The 19762-nt window shown below is 28.3% G+C and carries 14 protein-coding genes; 1 reads left to right on the forward strand and 13 read right to left on the reverse strand.

Annotation, left to right across the window (positions count from 1 at the left end):
- Positions 1 to 10: 10 nt before the first annotated feature.
- The 9 genes from J2Z24_RS19600 to J2Z24_RS19640 form a co-directional block, all read right to left on the reverse strand.
- A complete protein-coding gene (locus tag J2Z24_RS19600) occupies positions 11 to 751 on the reverse strand; it encodes an N-acetyltransferase (RefSeq protein WP_035147313.1) in 741 nt (246 codons plus the stop codon).
- A gap of 20 nt (positions 752 to 771) precedes the next feature.
- A complete protein-coding gene (locus J2Z24_RS19605; protein ID WP_035147310.1) occupies positions 772 to 1878 on the reverse strand; it encodes a Gfo/Idh/MocA family protein in 1107 nt (368 codons plus the stop codon).
- Positions 1879 to 1934: 56 nt separating this feature from the next.
- On the reverse strand, positions 1935 to 3251 hold the full coding sequence (locus J2Z24_RS19610) for a nucleotide sugar dehydrogenase (protein ID WP_035147306.1): 1317 nt from the start codon (positions 3249 to 3251) through the stop codon (positions 1935 to 1937).
- Positions 3252 to 3360: 109 nt separating this feature from the next.
- Positions 3361 to 4545, reverse strand: coding sequence for a glycosyltransferase (locus tag J2Z24_RS19615; RefSeq protein WP_035147302.1), 1185 nt, complete (start codon positions 4543 to 4545; stop codon positions 3361 to 3363).
- A gap of 11 nt (positions 4546 to 4556) precedes the next feature.
- Positions 4557 to 5660, reverse strand: a complete 1104-nt coding sequence (locus J2Z24_RS19620) for a DegT/DnrJ/EryC1/StrS family aminotransferase (protein WP_035147298.1) — start codon at positions 5658 to 5660, stop codon at positions 4557 to 4559.
- A gap of 14 nt (positions 5661 to 5674) precedes the next feature.
- Positions 5675 to 7516 carry a polysaccharide biosynthesis protein gene (locus J2Z24_RS19625; RefSeq protein WP_035147296.1) on the reverse strand — a complete coding sequence of 614 codons (1842 nt, stop codon included), beginning with the start codon at positions 7514 to 7516 and terminating at the stop codon, positions 5675 to 5677.
- A gap of 235 nt (positions 7517 to 7751) precedes the next feature.
- Entirely contained in the window at positions 7752 to 8624 is an 873-nt protein-coding gene (galU, locus tag J2Z24_RS19630) for a UTP--glucose-1-phosphate uridylyltransferase GalU (protein WP_035147294.1), read from the reverse strand.
- A gap of 84 nt (positions 8625 to 8708) precedes the next feature.
- Positions 8709 to 9791, reverse strand: coding sequence for a tetratricopeptide repeat protein (locus J2Z24_RS19635; RefSeq protein WP_035147291.1), 1083 nt, complete (start codon positions 9789 to 9791; stop codon positions 8709 to 8711).
- A gap of 50 nt (positions 9792 to 9841) precedes the next feature.
- A complete protein-coding gene (locus J2Z24_RS19640; protein WP_035147288.1) occupies positions 9842 to 11581 on the reverse strand; it encodes a phospho-sugar mutase in 1740 nt (579 codons plus the stop codon).
- A 335-nt stretch (positions 11582 to 11916) separates the two neighbouring features.
- Between J2Z24_RS19640 and J2Z24_RS19645 the strand changes: the two genes are divergently transcribed.
- The gene (locus J2Z24_RS19645) at positions 11917 to 13377 is read left to right on the forward strand and encodes an aminotransferase class I/II-fold pyridoxal phosphate-dependent enzyme (RefSeq protein ID WP_035147285.1); all 1461 of its coding nucleotides are present in this window, start codon (positions 11917 to 11919) and stop codon (positions 13375 to 13377) included.
- 39 nt (positions 13378 to 13416) lie between these two features.
- Here the strand turns inward: J2Z24_RS19645 and J2Z24_RS19650 are convergent, their stop codons facing one another.
- From J2Z24_RS19650 to J2Z24_RS19665, 4 genes are all read right to left on the reverse strand, one after another.
- Entirely contained in the window at positions 13417 to 14247 is an 831-nt protein-coding gene (locus tag J2Z24_RS19650; protein ID WP_035147282.1) for a hypothetical protein, read from the reverse strand.
- 19 nt (positions 14248 to 14266) lie between these two features.
- Positions 14267 to 14734 (reverse strand): 2-thiouracil desulfurase family protein, encoded by a 468-nt coding sequence (locus J2Z24_RS19655; RefSeq protein WP_035147280.1) that lies wholly within the window; start codon positions 14732 to 14734, stop codon positions 14267 to 14269.
- A 100-nt stretch (positions 14735 to 14834) separates the two neighbouring features.
- Positions 14835 to 17195 (reverse strand): endonuclease MutS2, encoded by a 2361-nt coding sequence (locus J2Z24_RS19660; RefSeq protein WP_035147278.1) that lies wholly within the window; start codon positions 17193 to 17195, stop codon positions 14835 to 14837.
- A 22-nt stretch (positions 17196 to 17217) separates the two neighbouring features.
- Positions 17218 to 19581, reverse strand: coding sequence for a U32 family peptidase (locus tag J2Z24_RS19665; RefSeq protein ID WP_035147274.1), 2364 nt, complete (start codon positions 19579 to 19581; stop codon positions 17218 to 17220).
- Between the last annotated feature and the right edge of the window lie 181 nt (positions 19582 to 19762).

Raw genomic sequence — 19762 nt, forward strand, 5'->3', positions numbered from 1 at the left:
TCCATATGGTTTATTGATTTTTTAAAAGTTGTTCTTTTGGAACATTTCTAAAATGCTTAGCAGGGTTTCCGGCTACTATACTCTCTTTTTCTACATCCTTTGTAACTAAACTTCCTGCTGCTGCAAAACCATCTTCATTTATAACTTTACCTGGTAAAATAACAGCACCTGCTCCTATTCTTCCACCTTTCTTTACAGTAACTCCTTTAAATTTGCCAAATCTTTCTTTTGATCTAGCTGCATAATTATCATTAGAAGTTACGACACAAGGTGCTATAAACACATAATCTTCAACTTGTGAATAAGCTGTTAAATAAACATTAGTTTGGATTTTACAATTAGATCCAACTTTACAGAAGTTCTCTATAGTTGCACCTTTGCCTATTATGGTTTTTTCTCCTATAGTAACATCTTCTCTAACTACAGCCAAATCTGCAATTAAAGTTTTATTACCTATATTTGAACCAGCATATATGATTACTCCTGCTCCAATTAAACACTCATCCTCAATTTTAGCAGGTGGTAATTTCTTATCGTCTTTAAAAATACTGTTTACAGCTCTCATAGGTTCTTTCCCTATGACGGTATTATCATCTATTCTAACGTTGTTTCCTATTATAGTACCTTTATGTATAACTACATTGTTAGCAATAATGCAATTATCCCCAATAACTACATCATCTTCTATTACAACAAATCTTCCTACGCTAACATTATCTCCAATCTTAGCCTTTTCAGATATATAATTCATAATTATTCTCCTTACACCAATTACTTATGAATTTTCTCTACATTAACCATTTCCATAGTTGAAAAGTCTTCTAATGGGAACTTAACTGGATTTCCTGTAAGTCTTGATTTATAAGCAGCAAGTATTATAGCCATACCTTTTTTGCCTTCTTCTCCATTTATTAATGGTTCTTTATTTTCATGTATAGCTTCTATTACATCTTTAAACAAATATGTGTGACCAAATCCATAAACTGTATCTGGATCTTCTCCTTGTTCCTTTAATATTTCTTCTTCACTATCCTTGTTATCTCCAAATCTCCAAGTTTCAATTTTATTTACCGCAAGACCGCCTATTGATACTGCTCCATTTTCTCCAAATATACTTAAAGTTTCCTCAAGATTTTTTGGATATACACAAGCACTTCCTTCTACAATTCCTATAGAACCATTCTTAAATCTTATTACTATTGCTCCGAAATCTTCTGCTTCTATATCTCTTAAGAAAGTATCACATTGAGCATATACTGTATCAATTTCTCCACCCATCATCCACTGTAGTAGATCTATATTATGTATACATTGATTCATTAATGTTCCACCATCTAAAGGCCAAGTTCCCCTCCATGGAGCTTGTGTATAATAACCCATATTTCTATTCCATAAAATTCTTGCCGTACCATTAACAAGCCTTCCAAATCTATTTTCTTCTATAGCTTTTCTAAGCTTTTGTATAGGTGCATTAAATCTATTTTGATGACTTACACATAATTTCACATCATTATCTTTAGCACATTTAATCATATTATCTGCATCTTTTATTGATAAAGCCATTGGCTTTTCAACAATAACATGTTTTCCTTTATTCATACAGTAAATAGCTATTTCAGAATGATATCCACTTTCAGTTGCTATTGTTATTACATCTATTTCTTCTTTATCTAACATTTCTTTGTAATCAGTATAAACACCTACATTTAAAGGACTGTTCATTTTTTCTATGTATTCATTCTTCTTAGCTTCGGCATTTTCTTTAATAATGTCACAAGTTCCAACAAGTAATGCTTCTTCTTTATTATTAACTAATGCTTCTACATGCTTATATGAAATTCTTCCACACCCTATAATTGCAAATCTTAACTTTTTCATAAAAATCACCTCATATTTTATTATAGGATAAGTCAAAATTGACTTATCCTTTAAAATTAAAGTTTATATATTTTTTCTCTATTATTTTTCACTTCTTTTGTAGCATTTCTTGTATCGTAAATTATCTTAGCTTTTTCAGTTAAAGCTTCATAATCTACATTACTATGATTAGTTGTAATAACTACTATATCAGTTTCATCTATTACTTCTTTCCAATCTACTGTAAAGTATTTCTTTCCCTTATGTTCAAATTCAGGAATATATGAATCGCAGATTACAACCTCTGCACCATTCTTTTCTAGGTGCTCTATTACTTTTAATGCTGGAGATTCTCTCATATCATCTATATCATTTTTATAAGCTACTCCCATAAGCAATACTTTTGCACCATTCATAGCTTTCTTTTCTTTATTTAATAACTTCATTACATTATCAACCACATATTCTGGCATTTGGTCATTAATTCTTCCTGAAGTTTGAATTAAGCTTGTATGGAAATCATATTCTTTAGCTTTCCATTCTAAATAAAATGGGTCAAGTGGTATACAATGTCCGCCTAATCCAGGACCTGGATAAAAAGCCATAAATCCATATGGTTTTGTTTTTGCTGCATCTATTACTTCCCATACGTCTATATTCATTTTGTTACATAATACAGCTATTTCATTAGCTAAAGCTATATTTATATTTCTAAACGTATTTTCAAGAATTTTCTCCATTTCTGCTATAGCTGGTGAAGATACTGTATGTATCTCTCCTTCTAGTACACTTTTATATAATGCTGCTGCAACTTCTGTACATTCTGGAGTACATCCACCTACTACTTTTGGAGTATTTTTAGTTTTAAACTGTTTATTACCTGGGTCAACTCTCTCTGGTGAAAATGCTAGAAAAAAATCTTCTCCACATTTAAGTCCAGTTTCTTCAAGTATTGGTTTTAGAACTTCTTCTGTAGTTCCTGGATAAGTTGTACTTTCTAAAACTACTAACATTCCTCTATGTAAATATTTTGCCACACTTTTAGTTGAATTTACAACATAGGATAAGTCTGGTTGCTTATATATATCAAGTGGAGTTGGCACTGCTATACAAACAGCATCTACTTCTCCTACAAAGCTAAAATCAGTAGTTGCTTTTAAGTTTCCTGCTTCTACAATTTCCTTTAAATCTGTGTCTACTACATCACCTATATAATTATGTCCTTTATTTACTAGTTCTACTTTATGATCCTGAACATCAAATCCTATAACTTTATATCCAGCCTTAGCCTTTTCTACTGCTAGTGGTAATCCTACATATCCTAGTCCCACTACTCCTAGCTTTGCTGTTTTATCCTCTAACTTTTTTATTAATTCGTCTCTTATCTGTGACATCGTTTTAACCTCCTAGGTTTATAGATTTACAACCAAATAAAATTATACACTTTGTTAATATGCCGGTCAAACTTTTTTATATTTTATTTAAAAATTTATAACAACTTTGTTATTTTAATAAGGATTTATAAATAGAAATAACTTTCTTGGCGTTTATATCCCAAGTAAAATTCTCTTTAACAGTTATCTTACCATTATTACCTATATCTATTCTTGCTTCTTCATTACCTATTAAATAATCTAAAACTTTAATCAATTCATGAACATTTTCTCTTTCTACAAGGAATCCATTAATTCCATTATCAATAGCATCTTCTATTCCTTCTCCTTTTACCCCTATAACTGGTTTCCCTTGAGCCATGCCCTCTATATATACCATACCAAACCCTTCTTTGTAACTTGGCAAAGAAAAGATTTCACAAAGAGCCATTTGTTTTATTACTTCATCATGAGGAAGTTTGCCTAAAAAATTTACATTTTTTTCTAAACCAAAATCTTCCACTAGAACCTTAAGCTCTTCTTTAAACTCTCCATCACCTATTATATCATACTGTATATTTGGATATTTTTCTATAAGATTACTTATAGCTTTTAAATTTATATGAATTCCTTTGGTCTTTTTTAAATTTGAAACACTTAATATTTTAATGTTATTCTCTATCTTATCCTTATTTTGAATTTTATAATCTAGACATATTTTATCTATACCATTATTTACAACTTCTATTTTTTCATAAAAGCTTTCATCTTTAACTGCATTTTTCAATTTATTACTTACAGTTACTATTTTATCCACTTTATTTAAAGTTTTAAATAAAGCCTTTCTACATTTTTCATTTCTAGTCATTGTATTTTGAAAATCTTGACCATGTACAGTAACTATATGTGGAACATTATATTTTTCATTAACTTTCATAGCGCTATATCCATCTGGTAAAGCTACATTAGAATGAATTATATCAAATTTAAACTCTTTGTATATTTCTTCTACAATATTTTGTATCCCTAATGCCATGAATTCACCAGATTTATAGAATAAAATCCCCTTTGGAAACTCTATATATCTAGGATAATAAATTTCTATAGAATCCATTACAGTTTTAAAAGGAATATTAGAATAGGCTTTCCATTTAGCACTTAATTTATTAATAGGAAAAGGTGCTAATGGAACAGGACTCACTACTTTAACCTCACAACCTTGGTTTACTAAAGCTTTAGCCTGTTGGTGTACAAAAATTCCCGACATATTATTAAAGGTAGATGGATACATATGAGAAATTATTAAAACTTTCATATTTTACCTCTTTATTTTTCTAAGAACTTTTTTATGCAACTAACTACATATTCCTGCTGTTCCCTTGTAATTTCAGGATACATAGGTAATGCAAAAGTTAACTTACACGCTTCTTCTACTATAGGTAATTCCCCTTCTTTATATCCTAAATATTTATATACGTCTAGCATTTGAACTGGTACTGGATAATATATTGCTGTAGATACTCCATTATCCTTTAAAAATTGTACAAATTGATCTCTATTCTTAGCTCTTACAACATATTGATGATATATCTGAGTACAATCTTTATCTTCATAAGGAAGTACTATGTCCAATCCCTTTAGTAATTCATCATATATGTGGGCTTTTTCATATCTTAATCTATTCCATTCTTTTAAATATTTTAATTTTACTCTAAGTATAGCTGCTTGAATTTCATCTAATCTACTATTATATCCAATTACTTCATGATGATACTTCTTTTTACTTCCATGAACTCTCAATAATCTTATTTTTTCTGCTAATTCATCATTATTAGTAACTATCATACCTCCATCCCCATAACAGCCTAAGTTTTTAGTTGGGAAAAATGAATAAGTTCCCGCCATTCCAATGCTTCCAGCTTTTTTTCCCTTATATTCTGCTCCTATAGCTTGGCAAGCATCTTCAATTACAGGTATTTTATGCTTATTTGCAATTTCCATAATTTTATCCATTTGACACATTTGTCCGAATATATGAACAGGTATAATAGCTTTTGTCTTTTCTGTTATTTTTTCTTCTATTTTTTCTGGATCTATGCATAAAGTATTTTTATCTATATCTACAAATACTGGTGTAGCTCCAATTACAGAAGTAGTTTCTGCTGACGCAAAAAATGTAAATGGCGTTGTTATAACTTCATCTCCTGGACCTACTCCTAACGCCTTTAGTGAAAGCATTAATGCGTCTGTCCCATTAGCTACAGAAATGGCATGCTTCACCCCTGTAAATTCTGCTATCTCTCTTTCTAATTCTTTTACATTAGGTCCCATAATAAAATGAGTTGATTGTAAAACTTCTTTAATAGCTTTATCTATTTCCTCTTCCATTTTACCATACTGTACTTTTAAATCTAATAATTCAACTTTCATAAACTCTCTCTCCTTTAATTAGTTTTTCTCTTGTAACTAGGAACCTTTTCCTCAACTAATTTAATTATATCTTCTTTTTCTTTATATATAACTTGCTTAAATTCATCTATGGATTCTTCTACAAATTCTATAGTATTATCTGTAGGCTTCTCTACATATATTTTATCATGTTCTGTAGATGTTAGGGCAATTTCGTTCATAAGTAATTCTTCATATAGCTTTTCTCCTGGTCTAAGACCTGTATATTCTATTTTTATTTCTACATCTGGTTGATATCCAGAAAGCCTTATTAAATCCTTAGCAAGATCAACAATTTTAACAGGCTCTCCCATATCTAATACAAATATCTCTCCACCTTTTGCCATAGCACCTGCTTGTATAACTAATTGAGCTGCTTCTGGTATAGTCATAAAATATCTATTTATTTCTGGGTGAGTTACTGTAACCGGTCCTCCATGTGCTATCTGCTTTTTAAATAGTGGAATAACAGATCCATTACTTCCTAACACATTACCAAATCTTACTGCTACATATTCTGTATTACTAATACTATCAAAAGCCTGTATAATTATTTCACAAAATCTCTTAGTAGCTCCCATAATGTTTGTAGGATTTACAGCTTTATCAGTACTAATTTGTACAAATTTTTTTACACCAAATTCATGACTACATTTTACCACATTATAAGTTCCTACTATATTATTTTTTATTGCTTCAGCAGGATTACTTTCCATAAGTGGAACATGTTTATGAGCTGCTGCATGAAAAACAACTTCTGGTTTATATTTTGAAAATATATCATTTAACCTTTTCTCATCTCTAATAGAGGCTATTATAACTTCTTTGTTTAAATTAGGATAATTATAATTTAACTCCATTTGTAAATCGTAAGCGTTATTTTCATATATATCTAATATAAGGAGTTTTTTAGGGTTAAATTTTGCTATTTGTCTGCACAATTCTGATCCGATAGAGCCTCCTCCACCAGTTACTAAAATAACTTTGTCCTTTATATACTTGTTTATATTGTCACTATTTAGTTTTACTTCTTCTCTTCCTAATAAGTCTTCTATACTTACGTCTCTTACTTTATTTATGCTAACCTTTCCATCTATAATTTCATATATTCCTGGAAGAGTTTTTAACTTTGCATTAGTATCTTTACATATGTTTATTATAGCTCTTTTTATTTCTACATCTGCTGAAGGAATTGCTAAAATTATTTCTTCAACACTTTTTTCTTCACATATAGCTTTAATATTTTCTCTTCCACCAATTACTTTAACTCCACTTATAAGCTTTCCAATTTTACTTTTGTCATCATCAATTAATCCAATTATATTATAGTTTAAATTATTACTCTTTTTTATTTCTTTAATTAGTAATGCTGAAGCATCCCCTGCTCCAATTATTAATAACTTCTTCTTTCTTTTATTACAAGTTTTATCTCCTATAGTTTCTTCCATTATTCTGTATCTAAATCTCATACCACCTAAAGCTACTACAGATAATAGCCAAAATATTATATGTACACCATAAGGAAATCTTACATACTTTGCTTCTAACAATTTGTAATTTATAAAATAGTTATAAATTATAATAACTACATTTGATAAAGAAATAGAATAAATTATAGACATTAGTTCTTCTATTGATGCATATTTCCATATACTATCATACAAATGAAAAATTTTATTAAAGAATAATGTTATAAGAATCGCAGGAATAATAGAAAGTTTAAAGAATTCTACATATTCACTAGGAATCCTAAAATCAAGCCTTATTAAAAAAGCTAAATATAATGATAAAACTACTAGTAAAACATCACTTAACATAAGTTTTTTATCTTTTTTCATAATTTATCACATCCTACTACTAAAATAGTATTATATTACTTTAATCATTTTACATCATTTAAAAAATTATTCAATAAGCAGATTTCCTCTAGCATAACAAAAGTTTAACATATTAGAGCTAAAAAATATATACTATATATCTTCTATACACAAAAAATTCAACCTTATTATTAATATAACAAGGTTGAATTGTGCAATTTTTCTATTAAATTAAGCCTTTTTTATCTTTAGCTTTTTATATAGATTTTTCTTTTATTGTTAACAAATAATTCATAAAATCTTCTCTTAAATCTTCTCTTTTCAATGCAAATTCTACTGTAGCTTCTAAAAATCCCAATTTATCTCCTACATCATATCTTCTTCCTGTAAAAGAATAAGCATACATTGCTTCCTGTGATGCTAAAGTTCTTAATGCATCCGTTAGTTGAATCTCTCCACCTTTACCTGGCTTTGTATTTTCCAAAATTTCAAATATTCTTGGAGTTATTATATATCTACCTAATATAGCAATATTAGAAGGAGCCTCTTCAACTTTTGGTTTTTCCACTAAATCTTTCACTTTATATACTCTATCTTCAATATACATACCTTTCACTATACCATATTTATACACGTCTTCTGTATTAACTTCCTGTACACCTAAAATAGTTGTCTTGTATTCATTAAAACAATTAATTAATTGTTTTAAACAAGGTACTTCACTATCTACTACGTCGTCTCCTAACATAACTGCAAAAGGTTCATTTCCAACAAAAGTCTTGGCACATCCTATAGCATGACCTAATCCTTTAGGCTCTTTTTGTCTTATGTAATAAATATCTGCCATATTTGAAATATCTTCTACCATATTTAACAAATCATCTTTTCCTGTATCTTGTAATTGATGTTCTAGTTCTATAGATTTATCAAAATGGTCTTCTATGGCTCTTTTATTTCTTCCTGTTATAATTAAGATTTCTTCTATTCCTGAAGCTACAGCTTCCTCTATTATATACTGAATAGTTGGTTTATCCACTATAGGTAACATTTCTTTAGGTTGCGCTTTTGTAGCTGGTAAAAATCTTGTACCTAACCCTGCCGCAGGTATTATAGCCTTTTTTACTCTCATTAAAAGTTCTCCTTTCATTTCCCCGTATTCCCTAAAATATATAATTTACACAAAACCTTAATATTATTCCTTACTTAATCTGTTCTAACATTTATAGTTTTGTAAAATACCTTCCAATTGAAGAACTATTTCATCTTTCGGATCAAGTCTTTTAGCAATTTCTAGATGATTTTTAGCATCTTCTATTTTTCCACTATTTATATAGCACATAATTAAATTTGTACAAATTTCTACAGATTTTGTTACTTCAAAAGCCTTTCTTAAAAATTCAATAGCTTTATCAAAATTGCCGAGAGATGCATAATTTATTCCTAACTCGTTTACTATTTCAGGCATATTACTATCTATGTTAATAGCTTCCATAAGGTAATAAATAGCCTTTTCATAATTTCCTATTATTCTATATCCTACAGCAATATAATAATTTAAAACTACATCTTCTTTAAATTCATCTAACAAAGGAATTAGTAAAGCTAATCCCTTACTTGTATCTTCATAAATTAACTCTTTTCCTTTTTCATAATTTACTATGTTCTTTAATGAAATTTTAATCTCCGTTATCTCAGAAGTTTCTTCTCCTCCTAAATTTATATAACTATTTAGAGCTGTTAATGCCTGAGAGTAATTTTTTTCATCTCTTTTTACTAAACATTCATATAAATAAGGTAGCTCATAATTAGGAAATACTCCTTTTGTTTTTTCTATTATATAAAGTTCTTCTTCATTATAGCTTTTATCCAGTCCTCTTAACTTTTCTGCTAACATAATTAATTTGCTATAGTTCTCTTCATTTTCTTCAATTTGAACTAAACCTTTTAACATTATATAAGCATCTTCATATTCACTATTAGTAACAGCCTTATATATTTTCCCTTTTATAATTTTTATGCTTTCTGGTAAATTCAGTAGCATCTTTTTATAAAAACTATTAAATTTAAATTTTTCGTCTGCACCTAAAACATAAACTATAGCCTCGACAAAATAAATAGCTGATATATTATCCATACCTTCTCCAGCTTTTATTTTATTTATTATATCTTGTGACTTAATAGGTATATATATTTCATCTTCAATTTTAACTTTAAATATCTGCCATAATTTCTCCTTGTTAACTTCTAAAAAAAGTATTTGTGAAAGTTTCTCTGAAAAACGAGATTTAATATTCAACGTTTAACCATCTCCTGTATCCTAATTTTATAATCTTTTGTTCATTATAATTATGAACAGTTAGTTTCTATGTGTATTATATTCATTACACTTTCCTTAAAATGTTTTAATTTATTTTCTGCTTCTTCATTGCTAGATCCTACAACTGAAAAATAAATTTTAATTTTAGGCTCAGTACCTGAAGGTCTTACAACAAACCAAGAATTATCATCAAGTATAAACTTAATAACATTTGATTTAGGAAGTGATATTAGACTTTCTTTTATATTTAATATGTCTTTATCAATACCTAATTTATAATCAACTTTTCTAGTTATTTTTTTTCCATTAACATAAGCACTCATAGAATGTCTTAGAAAATGAAGTATCTTGTCTATTTTGTCCTTTCCTTCAATGCCTTTTAGCTCTAATGATACCAACTCCTCTTTAAAATATCCATATTTCTCATAAAGATTCATTAAAGCATCATATAGACTAATTCCCTGTTTCTTATAATATAATGTCATCTCACAAATAAGAGCTGCTCCTATAACAGCATCTTTATCTCTTACAAAACTTCCTCTTAAATATCCATAACTTTCTTCAAATCCAAATATAAAATTAAATTTTTTATTTTCCTCAAATTCTTTAATCTTTTCTCCTATATACTTAAATCCAGTCAACACTTCTAATACATTTACATTAAAGTCCTTTGCTATTTTCTTTACCATATCAGTAGTAACAATAGTTTTAATTATGGTATCATCCTGAAAAATAGAATTTTTCTCTTTTAATGATGTTAATATATAATGGGATAATAGTACTCCTACTTGATTTCCTGTTAATACCTTATATAATCCTTTACTATCTCTTACCACAATTCCTATTCTATCACAATCAGGATCTGTACCAAATATAATGTCTGGATTAATTTTTTCTGCCATTTTTATCCCTATATTAAACACCTCATGAATCTCTGGATTAGGATAGGGAACTGTAGGAAAATTTCCATCTGGAAGTTCCTGCTCTTTTACTACAAATAAATTATTAAAGCCTAGTTCACTCAATACTCTTCTAACAGGAATATTTCCAGCCCCATGTAGTGGAGTATATATTATATTTAAATCTTTGGCATAATTTTTTACCATGTCTTTTCTTATAACTAAATCTTTTACTCTTTCATAGTAAGTTTTATCTATTTCCTCTTTTATATAATTTATTTTTCCTAAATCTATTCCTTCTTCAAATTCTTCAATTTTAATTTCACTAAAATCTTTAATTTTTTCTATAGAATCTAATATTTCCTTCGCACATTCATCAGTTATCTGTCCACCATCTTCTCCATAAACTTTATATCCATTATATTCTTTTGGATTATGTGAAGCAGTTATACAAATCCCAGCCTTACATTTTAAATATCTAACACTATAAGATAGCATTGGTGTAGGCCTTAATGAACTAAAGATATTTACACTTATATTATTAGCTGATAATACTTCTGCCGTAGTCTTTGCAAATTCTTTTGACATTATTCTAGAATCATAAGCAATAGCTACAGATATATCTTTTTCATATTTATTTTTTAGATAATTTGCCAATCCCTGAGTGGCTTTTCTTACTGTATATATATTCATTCTATTACTTCCTGCTGCAATTACTCCTCTTAATCCACCAGTACCAAATTCTAACTCTCTATAAAATCTATCTTTTATATCATTATCCTTTGATGAAATACACTTTAATTCTTCTTTAGTTTCTTTATCTATATAATTCGAATTTAACCATAGATTATATTTTTCTTTATAATTCATTTTCATAAACCTCCCTTATATAAATTATTCTTTTAACTTTTAATTCTTCCATTTAATCTAAAATTCACTTCATATACAGTTATTATACTATGCTGATATTGTAAAAATCTATAAATAAAATATTTATATGATTTTATTTGTTTTTTATATATATAAAAAAGGCCATACTGCATAAAATAAATTATAATGCTGTACTTAAAAATATTTTCTCAATTTATATTGCATTTACCTAACATTTACTTTATAATGATATTGTTTTAAGATAAATTCCACGGGAACCATTGATTTTTCATAGTTTCACGGGTGTAAATTTGTGAAAGAAGGTGTTTATCAAGGTGTATAAATTAAATCAAAATGAAACTCCATTATTCCACGCTTTAAAAGAATATGTAAACAGAGAAACAATTCCTTTTCATGTACCTGGTCATAAAAAAGGTGTAGGTATAGATGATGAATTTAAAAATTTTATAGGAGAAAATCCTTTTAAAATTGATGTTACTGTATTTAAATTAGTAGATAGTTTACATCATCCAACAGGACCTATAAAAAAGGCTCAAATTTTAGCTGCAGATGCTTACGGTTCAGATGCTGCTTTTTTCTCAATCCATGGTACTTCAGGTGCAATACAAGCAATGATAATGTCTGTTGTATCTTCTGGTGATAAAATAATTATACCAAGAAATGTTCATAAATCTGTAACTGCCGGTATAATATTGAGTGGTGCAACACCTGTTTATATGCAACCAGAACTTGATAAAAAAGTTGGAATAGCCCATGGTGTTACTCCAGAAACTGTAGAAAAAGCTTTAAAAAATAATCCAGATGCTAAAGCAGTATTAATTATAAATCCAACCTATTATGGTGTTGCTACTGATATTAAAAAAATAGCTGACATAGTTCACAATTATAATATACCTTTAATAGTAGATGAAGCTCATGGTCCACACCTTGGTTTCAATGAAAAATTACCAGTATCTGCAATGAACGCTGGAGCCGATATATGTGCACAAAGTACACATAAAATTATAGGAGCCCTAACTCAGTGCTCATTACTACAAGTTCGTTCAGGAAGAGTTGATATTCATAGAGTACAGCAAATACTAAATGTTTTACAAACTACATCACCTTCTTATATCTTAATGGCTTCATTGGATTGTGCTAGAAGACAAATTGCACTACAAGGACGTGAATTATTAAATAAAACTATAGAACTTGCAAACTATGCTCGTGAAGAAATAAATAAAATTCCAGGTTTCTATTGCTTTGGACAAGAAATTCTTGGGGAACCTGGCGTATATGCCTTAGATCCTACTAAAATAACTATTACTTGTAGAGAATTAGGTATCACAGGTTATGATTTAGATATGATTCTTTCAAATAAATATCATATTCAAGTTGAACTTTCAGATTTATACAATGTATTAGCTGTTGGATCTTTTGGAGACACTAAGGAAAGTATAGATGCATTACTTTCTGCATTAAAAGAAATTAGTATAGAGTACTATGGAAAAGGAAATAAAAAATCCGATTTTATAGATATTCCAGCTATACCAGAAGGAGTTAAAATTCCTAGAGAAGCTTTTAATAGTGAAAAAATTTGTGTTCCATTAAATAGGAGTATCGGTAAAATAAGTGGTGAATTTTTAATGGCTTATCCACCAGGCATCCCTATACTTTGTCCTGGTGAAATAATAACACAAGAAATAATTGATTATGTACAAAAATTAAAAGATACAGGTTTATATGTTCAGGGAACAGAAGATCCTGAAGTTAATTTTATAAAAGTAGTAAAATAAAATATAACAGTACCTTGTATTTGTACAAGGTACTGTTATTTATTGTCTTAAGCCATTTAAATTTTCTTTTATTATTTCTTTATGTTTATTTCTTATAAGTTTAATATAATTATTTTCATTTAAATTTAATATATTATTATATGTATTTATAACTTTTTTAAAATAGCTTAATACATAATCTAATTTCATAAATTTATCTTTCATTTTTCCATTAAATCTTACAACAATGCTTCTTTTCTTTTTAGAACATTCTTTATTTAATTCATCATATACATCCATTATAGAATATATACAATTAATACTTTTAAAATTAATTTTTAATACATCTTCAAAGATAGAATATGATTTTATAAATAACTCTTCGTCAAAAATATAGTTTTTAGATTTCAATTTCTCTTCTAACTTTATCAATTCTTCTAATTTGTTATTTTTTTCCTTTCTCAATCTTATGACTTTTTCTATAACTCTTTTAATAATCTCTATATCAAAAGTTACTTCTTCTTTAAGAGAATTTAATGCTTCTATTGATTTGGAAAAATCTTCTTCATACCTATTTATAGTTCCTTTGTCTTCATAAGTAGATATTATAGCTAACCCACTATCCCTATCAAATATATTTTTATAATGAAAAGCTAACTTTTCTAATTCATATAATAAACTGGTATCTTTTACAATATCATTAGTTTGTGAAAGATATATTATTCCTTTCAATATATAATTACCTTTTCCAAATGCTTTTCTTCTAAATTGTATTTGTCTATATAATTTATCATTGTATTCTATATTTATAAGTTTTATATTTTCTCCTTTTTGTATATGAGCACTAACCTTTTCTTCTATTTCCTTGCCAACTTCCATATAAATAGACAATATAAACTTCACCTCACTACTATAATACATTTTCTTTTATACGTTCTACTTCTTTTTCTGTATAAATTTCCACTCCATTTTTTTGTAGTAATTCTGCTGTAACTCCATTTCCCTTTATCTTCTTTCCTAAAAAACTTCCATCATAAATACTTCCAAATCCACAGGATGGACTTTTAGATTTCAATATAGCTATCTTAGCATTACAAGCTTTAGCTATATTTAATGTTTCATAAGCTCCTTTTATAAATTCTTTTGAGGAATCTTTTCCATTGCTGCTAATAACTTTTCCACTATTATTAAGCACTTCGTCTCCTGTAGCATGTAAAATTTCATGACAATCTCTTGGAGTAGTTAATCCACCTAGTTGTTCTGGGCATACCGGTATAACTTTCCCTTTTTTAAATAACTCTAATACATATTCATTTAAATTATTTTCTCCATTATACTTACAATTAATTCCACATAAACATGCACTTGCTATTATCAAAATACTCACTCCTTAATTTCTAAAAACCCGTATAACATTTTATAATTTATCAATATAGTTAAGCGTCAGATAGTGTTACCCATCTGACGCAAATTTCAATTTACTTTAATTCTACTACCGTTACACCACTACCGCCTTCTCCGTATTCACCTAATCTATAAGTGCTCACATGAGAATGTCTTTTTAACATGTCATTTATAGATTTTCTAAGTATTCCTGTTCCTTTACCATGAATAATTGTTACTTGTTTTAATCCTGCCATATAAGCCTCATCTAAATATTTATCTGTAGAATAAATTGCTTCTTCTGAATCCATTCCTCTTAAATCTATAGATGATTCCACCATCCTTAAATTTAATTTTGCCTCTCTTTTTTTATTCTTTTTACTTTCAACTTTTGAATTTTTACTTACTCTTAAATCTTCAATATTTACATTTATCTTCATAATTCCAGCTTGAACTTGCAACTCACCTTTGTTATCTGGTTTAGATAAAATTATAACATTTTGATTTAATTTAGGAAGATATGCTTCTTCTCCTAATTTTATATTCTTAATTTTTTCTCCCTTATCCTGTTCTTTCTTTTCTCTTTTTTCTTCAATTTCATCTAATTTATTTTTTAATTTTCTTCTTTCCTCTTCTAGCTTTTGTCTTGCCTCTGAAGAATATCCCATTCTTTCCAATTCTCTTATATTCTTTAATATATTATCTGCTTCTTCCTTCGCTTCCTTTATAGCTCTTCTTCCTTCTCTTTGAGCATCTTCTAAAAGTCTTTCTCTAGTTTTATCTAGGTTATATAGCTTCTCTTCATATTTTTCTTTTAACTTGGCTGCCTCAGCCTTCATCATCTCTGATTTTCTCGCATCTTCTGCTGCCTTAATACTTTTTTCTTGTAAACTTTGAATTAAATCTTCAAATCTTAAGCTTTCACTAGATATGCTTTCTTTTGCATCCTGTATTATGTATTCTTGTAAACCTAGTCTCCTTGATATTTCAAATGCATTAGATTTTCCTGGAATACCTATAAGCAATCTATAAGTTGGTTTTAAAGTTTCTACATCGAACTCCACTGAAGCATTTTCTACTCCTTCAGTCTTTAAAGCATATCCCTTAAGTTCACTATAATGGGTAGTAGCTATTATTTTCACATTTTTCTTTCTCAAGTTTTCCAAAATTGATACAGCTAAAGCTGCTCCTTCAGTTGGATCTGTTCCAGCTCCCAACTCATCAAATAAAACCAAAGAATCACTATTAGCTTGTTTTATAATTTGAACTATATTAGTCATATGAGAAGAAAATGTAGATAAACTTTGCTCAATACTTTGTTCATCTCCTATATCCGCAAAAACTTCTTTAAAGAAACTTACAGTGGAATTTTCTCTTGCTGGAATCATCATTCCGCTCATAGCCATAATCTCTAAAAGTCCTACAGTTTTTAAAGTTACAGTTTTTCCCCCAGTATTAGGACCTGTAACAACTAGAGATGTAAAATCTCTACCCAAATATACACTCATAGGCACTACAACTTTAGCATCTATAAGAGGATGTTTTCCTTCTACTATATCTATTATCCCATCATCATTAATAGCAGGACATATACAATTTAAACTGCTGGCAAACTTAGCCTTAGCAAATATAAAATCTAATTCCCATACTATATTAGAATTGTTTCTTACTGCTATTATTTCATCATATATTTTTTCTGAAAGTTCTTGGAGAATTCTTTCTATTTCTGCTCTTTCTTTTAACATAAGCTCTTTTATTTCATTATTTAAATTCACTAAACTCATAGGCTCAATAAAAAGAGTAGCTCCAGAAGAACTCTGATCATGTACAAGTCCTGGTACTGATGCTTTATGTTCTGATTTTACAGGTAAAACATATCTTTCTCCTCTCATAGTATAAATGCTTTCCTGCAAATATTGAGAATAGTTCCTCATAAGTGAATTAACCTTATCTCTCACAGAAGTATTTTTATCTTTAAGAGCTCTTCTTACATTATAAAGAGTGCTACTAGCTCTATCAGAGATTTCTTCTTCACTTACTATTGCATTGAATATTTTATCTTCCAATGCTCTCAAGGGAACTATACCTTCACAAATGTCTTCAATTACTCTGTGACTCTCTTCTTCTTCCTTACGTCCTATATATTCTTTAAATCTTCTAGCACTTCTCAACATAGCTGCAATTTTCAATAGCTGTCCTGGCATAAGAGAAAAACCTTTTTCTGCTCTTTTAATAGCATCTCTTACATCATAAACCCCTTCAAAAGGAGGTGCCCCTTTCTTTATTAATAAATTAAATGCCTCTTTAGTTTCTTGTAGATGCTCCTTAACTTCATATAAATTATCATAAGGCTCTAATTTCTCAATAATATCTTTTCCTGCTTCTGTACTTGTATATGATTTTAACATTTCTTTTATTTTATTAAACTCTAATACTCTTAACGCTCTTTCGTTCAATTTTATTCAACCACCTTTTTAGTTATTCTACTCCTCTTTTATAGTGTCCTCTAGTAAAGTTTTTAAAATCTTTACCCCAATTTTTGTTCAAGGTAGCCTTTAGTATCTCTAAGGTTTTATTGTAATTCTCATCTATAAAATCTAATCTAAAAGAATTTCCCCCTGACTTCTCTAATTCTCCTATATTATTTATAAGATTTAAAGGAACGCTATTATAAATGTAGCTTCTACAAAATTTGTCTGTTAACAATATGAAGCCTTCCCCCATTCTATCAATCAAACTAAACTCCTTTTCTTTACAATATCCATTGCATTTATTTTTCTTACTACTTCTTCCTCCAAAACAACTTCCTATAGGACAGTACTCACTTACCATAAGCTCTATTTTACCATAAATAAGATTTTGAATATAACCTTTACTATGCTTACTCGTCTCTTCTATTTCTTTTTTATTTAATTCAACACTTAAACAATTCATATCCAATAGCTCTTTAAAAAACTCTACTGAATATCTATTAAAAGTATTTAACTTATAATCACCTATAATAGAAATCCTTTTATGAAATCTACTAATTATACCTAAATTGGCAGTAATTATCCCTTTGATGTGTTGTAAATTATTCTCTATAAAATTACTTACAACTTCAAACTCCTCTTTTATTATATTGGATATTTTCAAATAAACATTTAAATCTTTTAATAACAAATCATCTAACATAATTTCATTTTTTCTCATAAAAGGATTAAATGCTATATCCTTTATACCAGAATCTACAACTGCTCTTAATTGCTCTTTAGTTGTGATATAAACTATATATTTAGGTAAAGTTTTGTTTGATTTTTTTTCTTCTTTTAATATATGATCTATATGCTCTTTTCCTTTTATATGTTCTTCCTTTTTCCATTTACTTAAAATTTCTTGTTCCACTTTTAGAAGAAAATTTCTCCTAACTTCGTTAATAGATGATACTGGTAAAAATCCTTCTTCATACTTTATAAATACAATTTTTTCAAATTCAAAAGGAGTGTCTCCTGTCTTTCTTAAATTTTCTTCTATTTTATTTTTTTCCAAAGGTCTTTTTATTGCCTTTTGAACTATATCTCCTTCTACTGAAATTAATTTATCATTAATACTGGTAGTAATTTTTAATGGTGAATTTACTTTAAAAATAATTTCAACATCTAATTTATTTTTCTTTTTATATGGATTAATATAATACTCCTCATATTCTTTTAATAAATTTACATCTGAAGTTTTAAATAAACTATCATTAAAATTATAATTATTGGGATAAATCTTAACTCTATCGCCTTTAAAAGCTACAGGAACTTCCTTATTATTTTTCATTATTTTTGATACTGTAAATCCCTTTTCATTATTTCTTATACCATCTTTTATACTTATCTCTTCTTCTAAATCTATTGATAAATCTTTGTTTATCTTACCAAGAAAAACTCCTGTGTTCTTAGGAAAAGAATAGGCCATCATATCTTTCCCTACATTTCCAAAAAGATATGCTTTTGAAAAACCTTCTCTGTTAAATAACTGCAGAAGACTTCTATTCCCTTTTTTAAAATCAAAGTTATTACTTTCTAAACTGTCAATAGCTTTTCTATATGTATCTACTACTCCCGCCACATACTCTGGTCTTTTCATACGTCCTTCTATTTTTAATGATCCGGCTCCACTTGAAACTATATCTTTAATATCCTGTAATGTACATATATCCTTTGGACTTAATATATAAGCTTTTTTTTCTTTTCCATAAGTTTTATCTAAAAGCGTATAGGGTAATCTGCAAGGTTGTGCACATCTCCCTCTATTTCCACTTCTACCTCCAATTATACTACTCATAAGACATTGCCCAGAGTAACATATACATAACGCACCATGAATAAATATTTCTGTCTCTATGCCTAACTCTTTTGATATATCTTTTATTTCTTTTAATGATAATTCTCTTGAAAGCACAATTCTTTTAAACCCTAATTTTTTTAATAATTTAGCTCCTTCCATATTATGAACAGTCATTTGAGTTGAAGCATGAAGTTCAAAATTAGGCAACTCACTTTTTAACATATAAGCTAATCCTGTATCTTGAATTATTAATCCATTCACTCCTATTTTATATAAAAATCTGCTATATTCTACAGCTTCTTTTAGCTCCTTTTCTTTTAAAAGAGTATTTATTGTTACATATACTTTAACATTATAAAGATGGCAATATCTTACCGCTTTTTCCATTGTTTCGTTATCAAAATTTGAGGCATATGCTCTAGCTGAAAATTTGCTGCCACCTAAATAAACTGCATTAGCCCCAGCTTGAACCGCTGCATATAAACTTTCAATACTCCCTGCTGGTGCTAATAATTCTATATTATTCATTTTCATCTCTCCTATTAAATCCTAAAGTTTATTATACAATATATTATTCCTATTTAAAACTTATTTTACCTAAAGCTATGTAAAATAAAAAAGGGGCTGTCGCACTATAAAATTAGTGTGACAGTTTTTTTTGCATAAAAAAATAAATCTCCCACTCGGAAGAGTGAAAGACTTATGGTAA

This window comes from Clostridium tetanomorphum (assembly GCF_017873215.1).
Taxonomy (GTDB): Bacteria; Bacillota; Clostridia; order Clostridiales; family Clostridiaceae; genus Clostridium_AO; species Clostridium_AO tetanomorphum.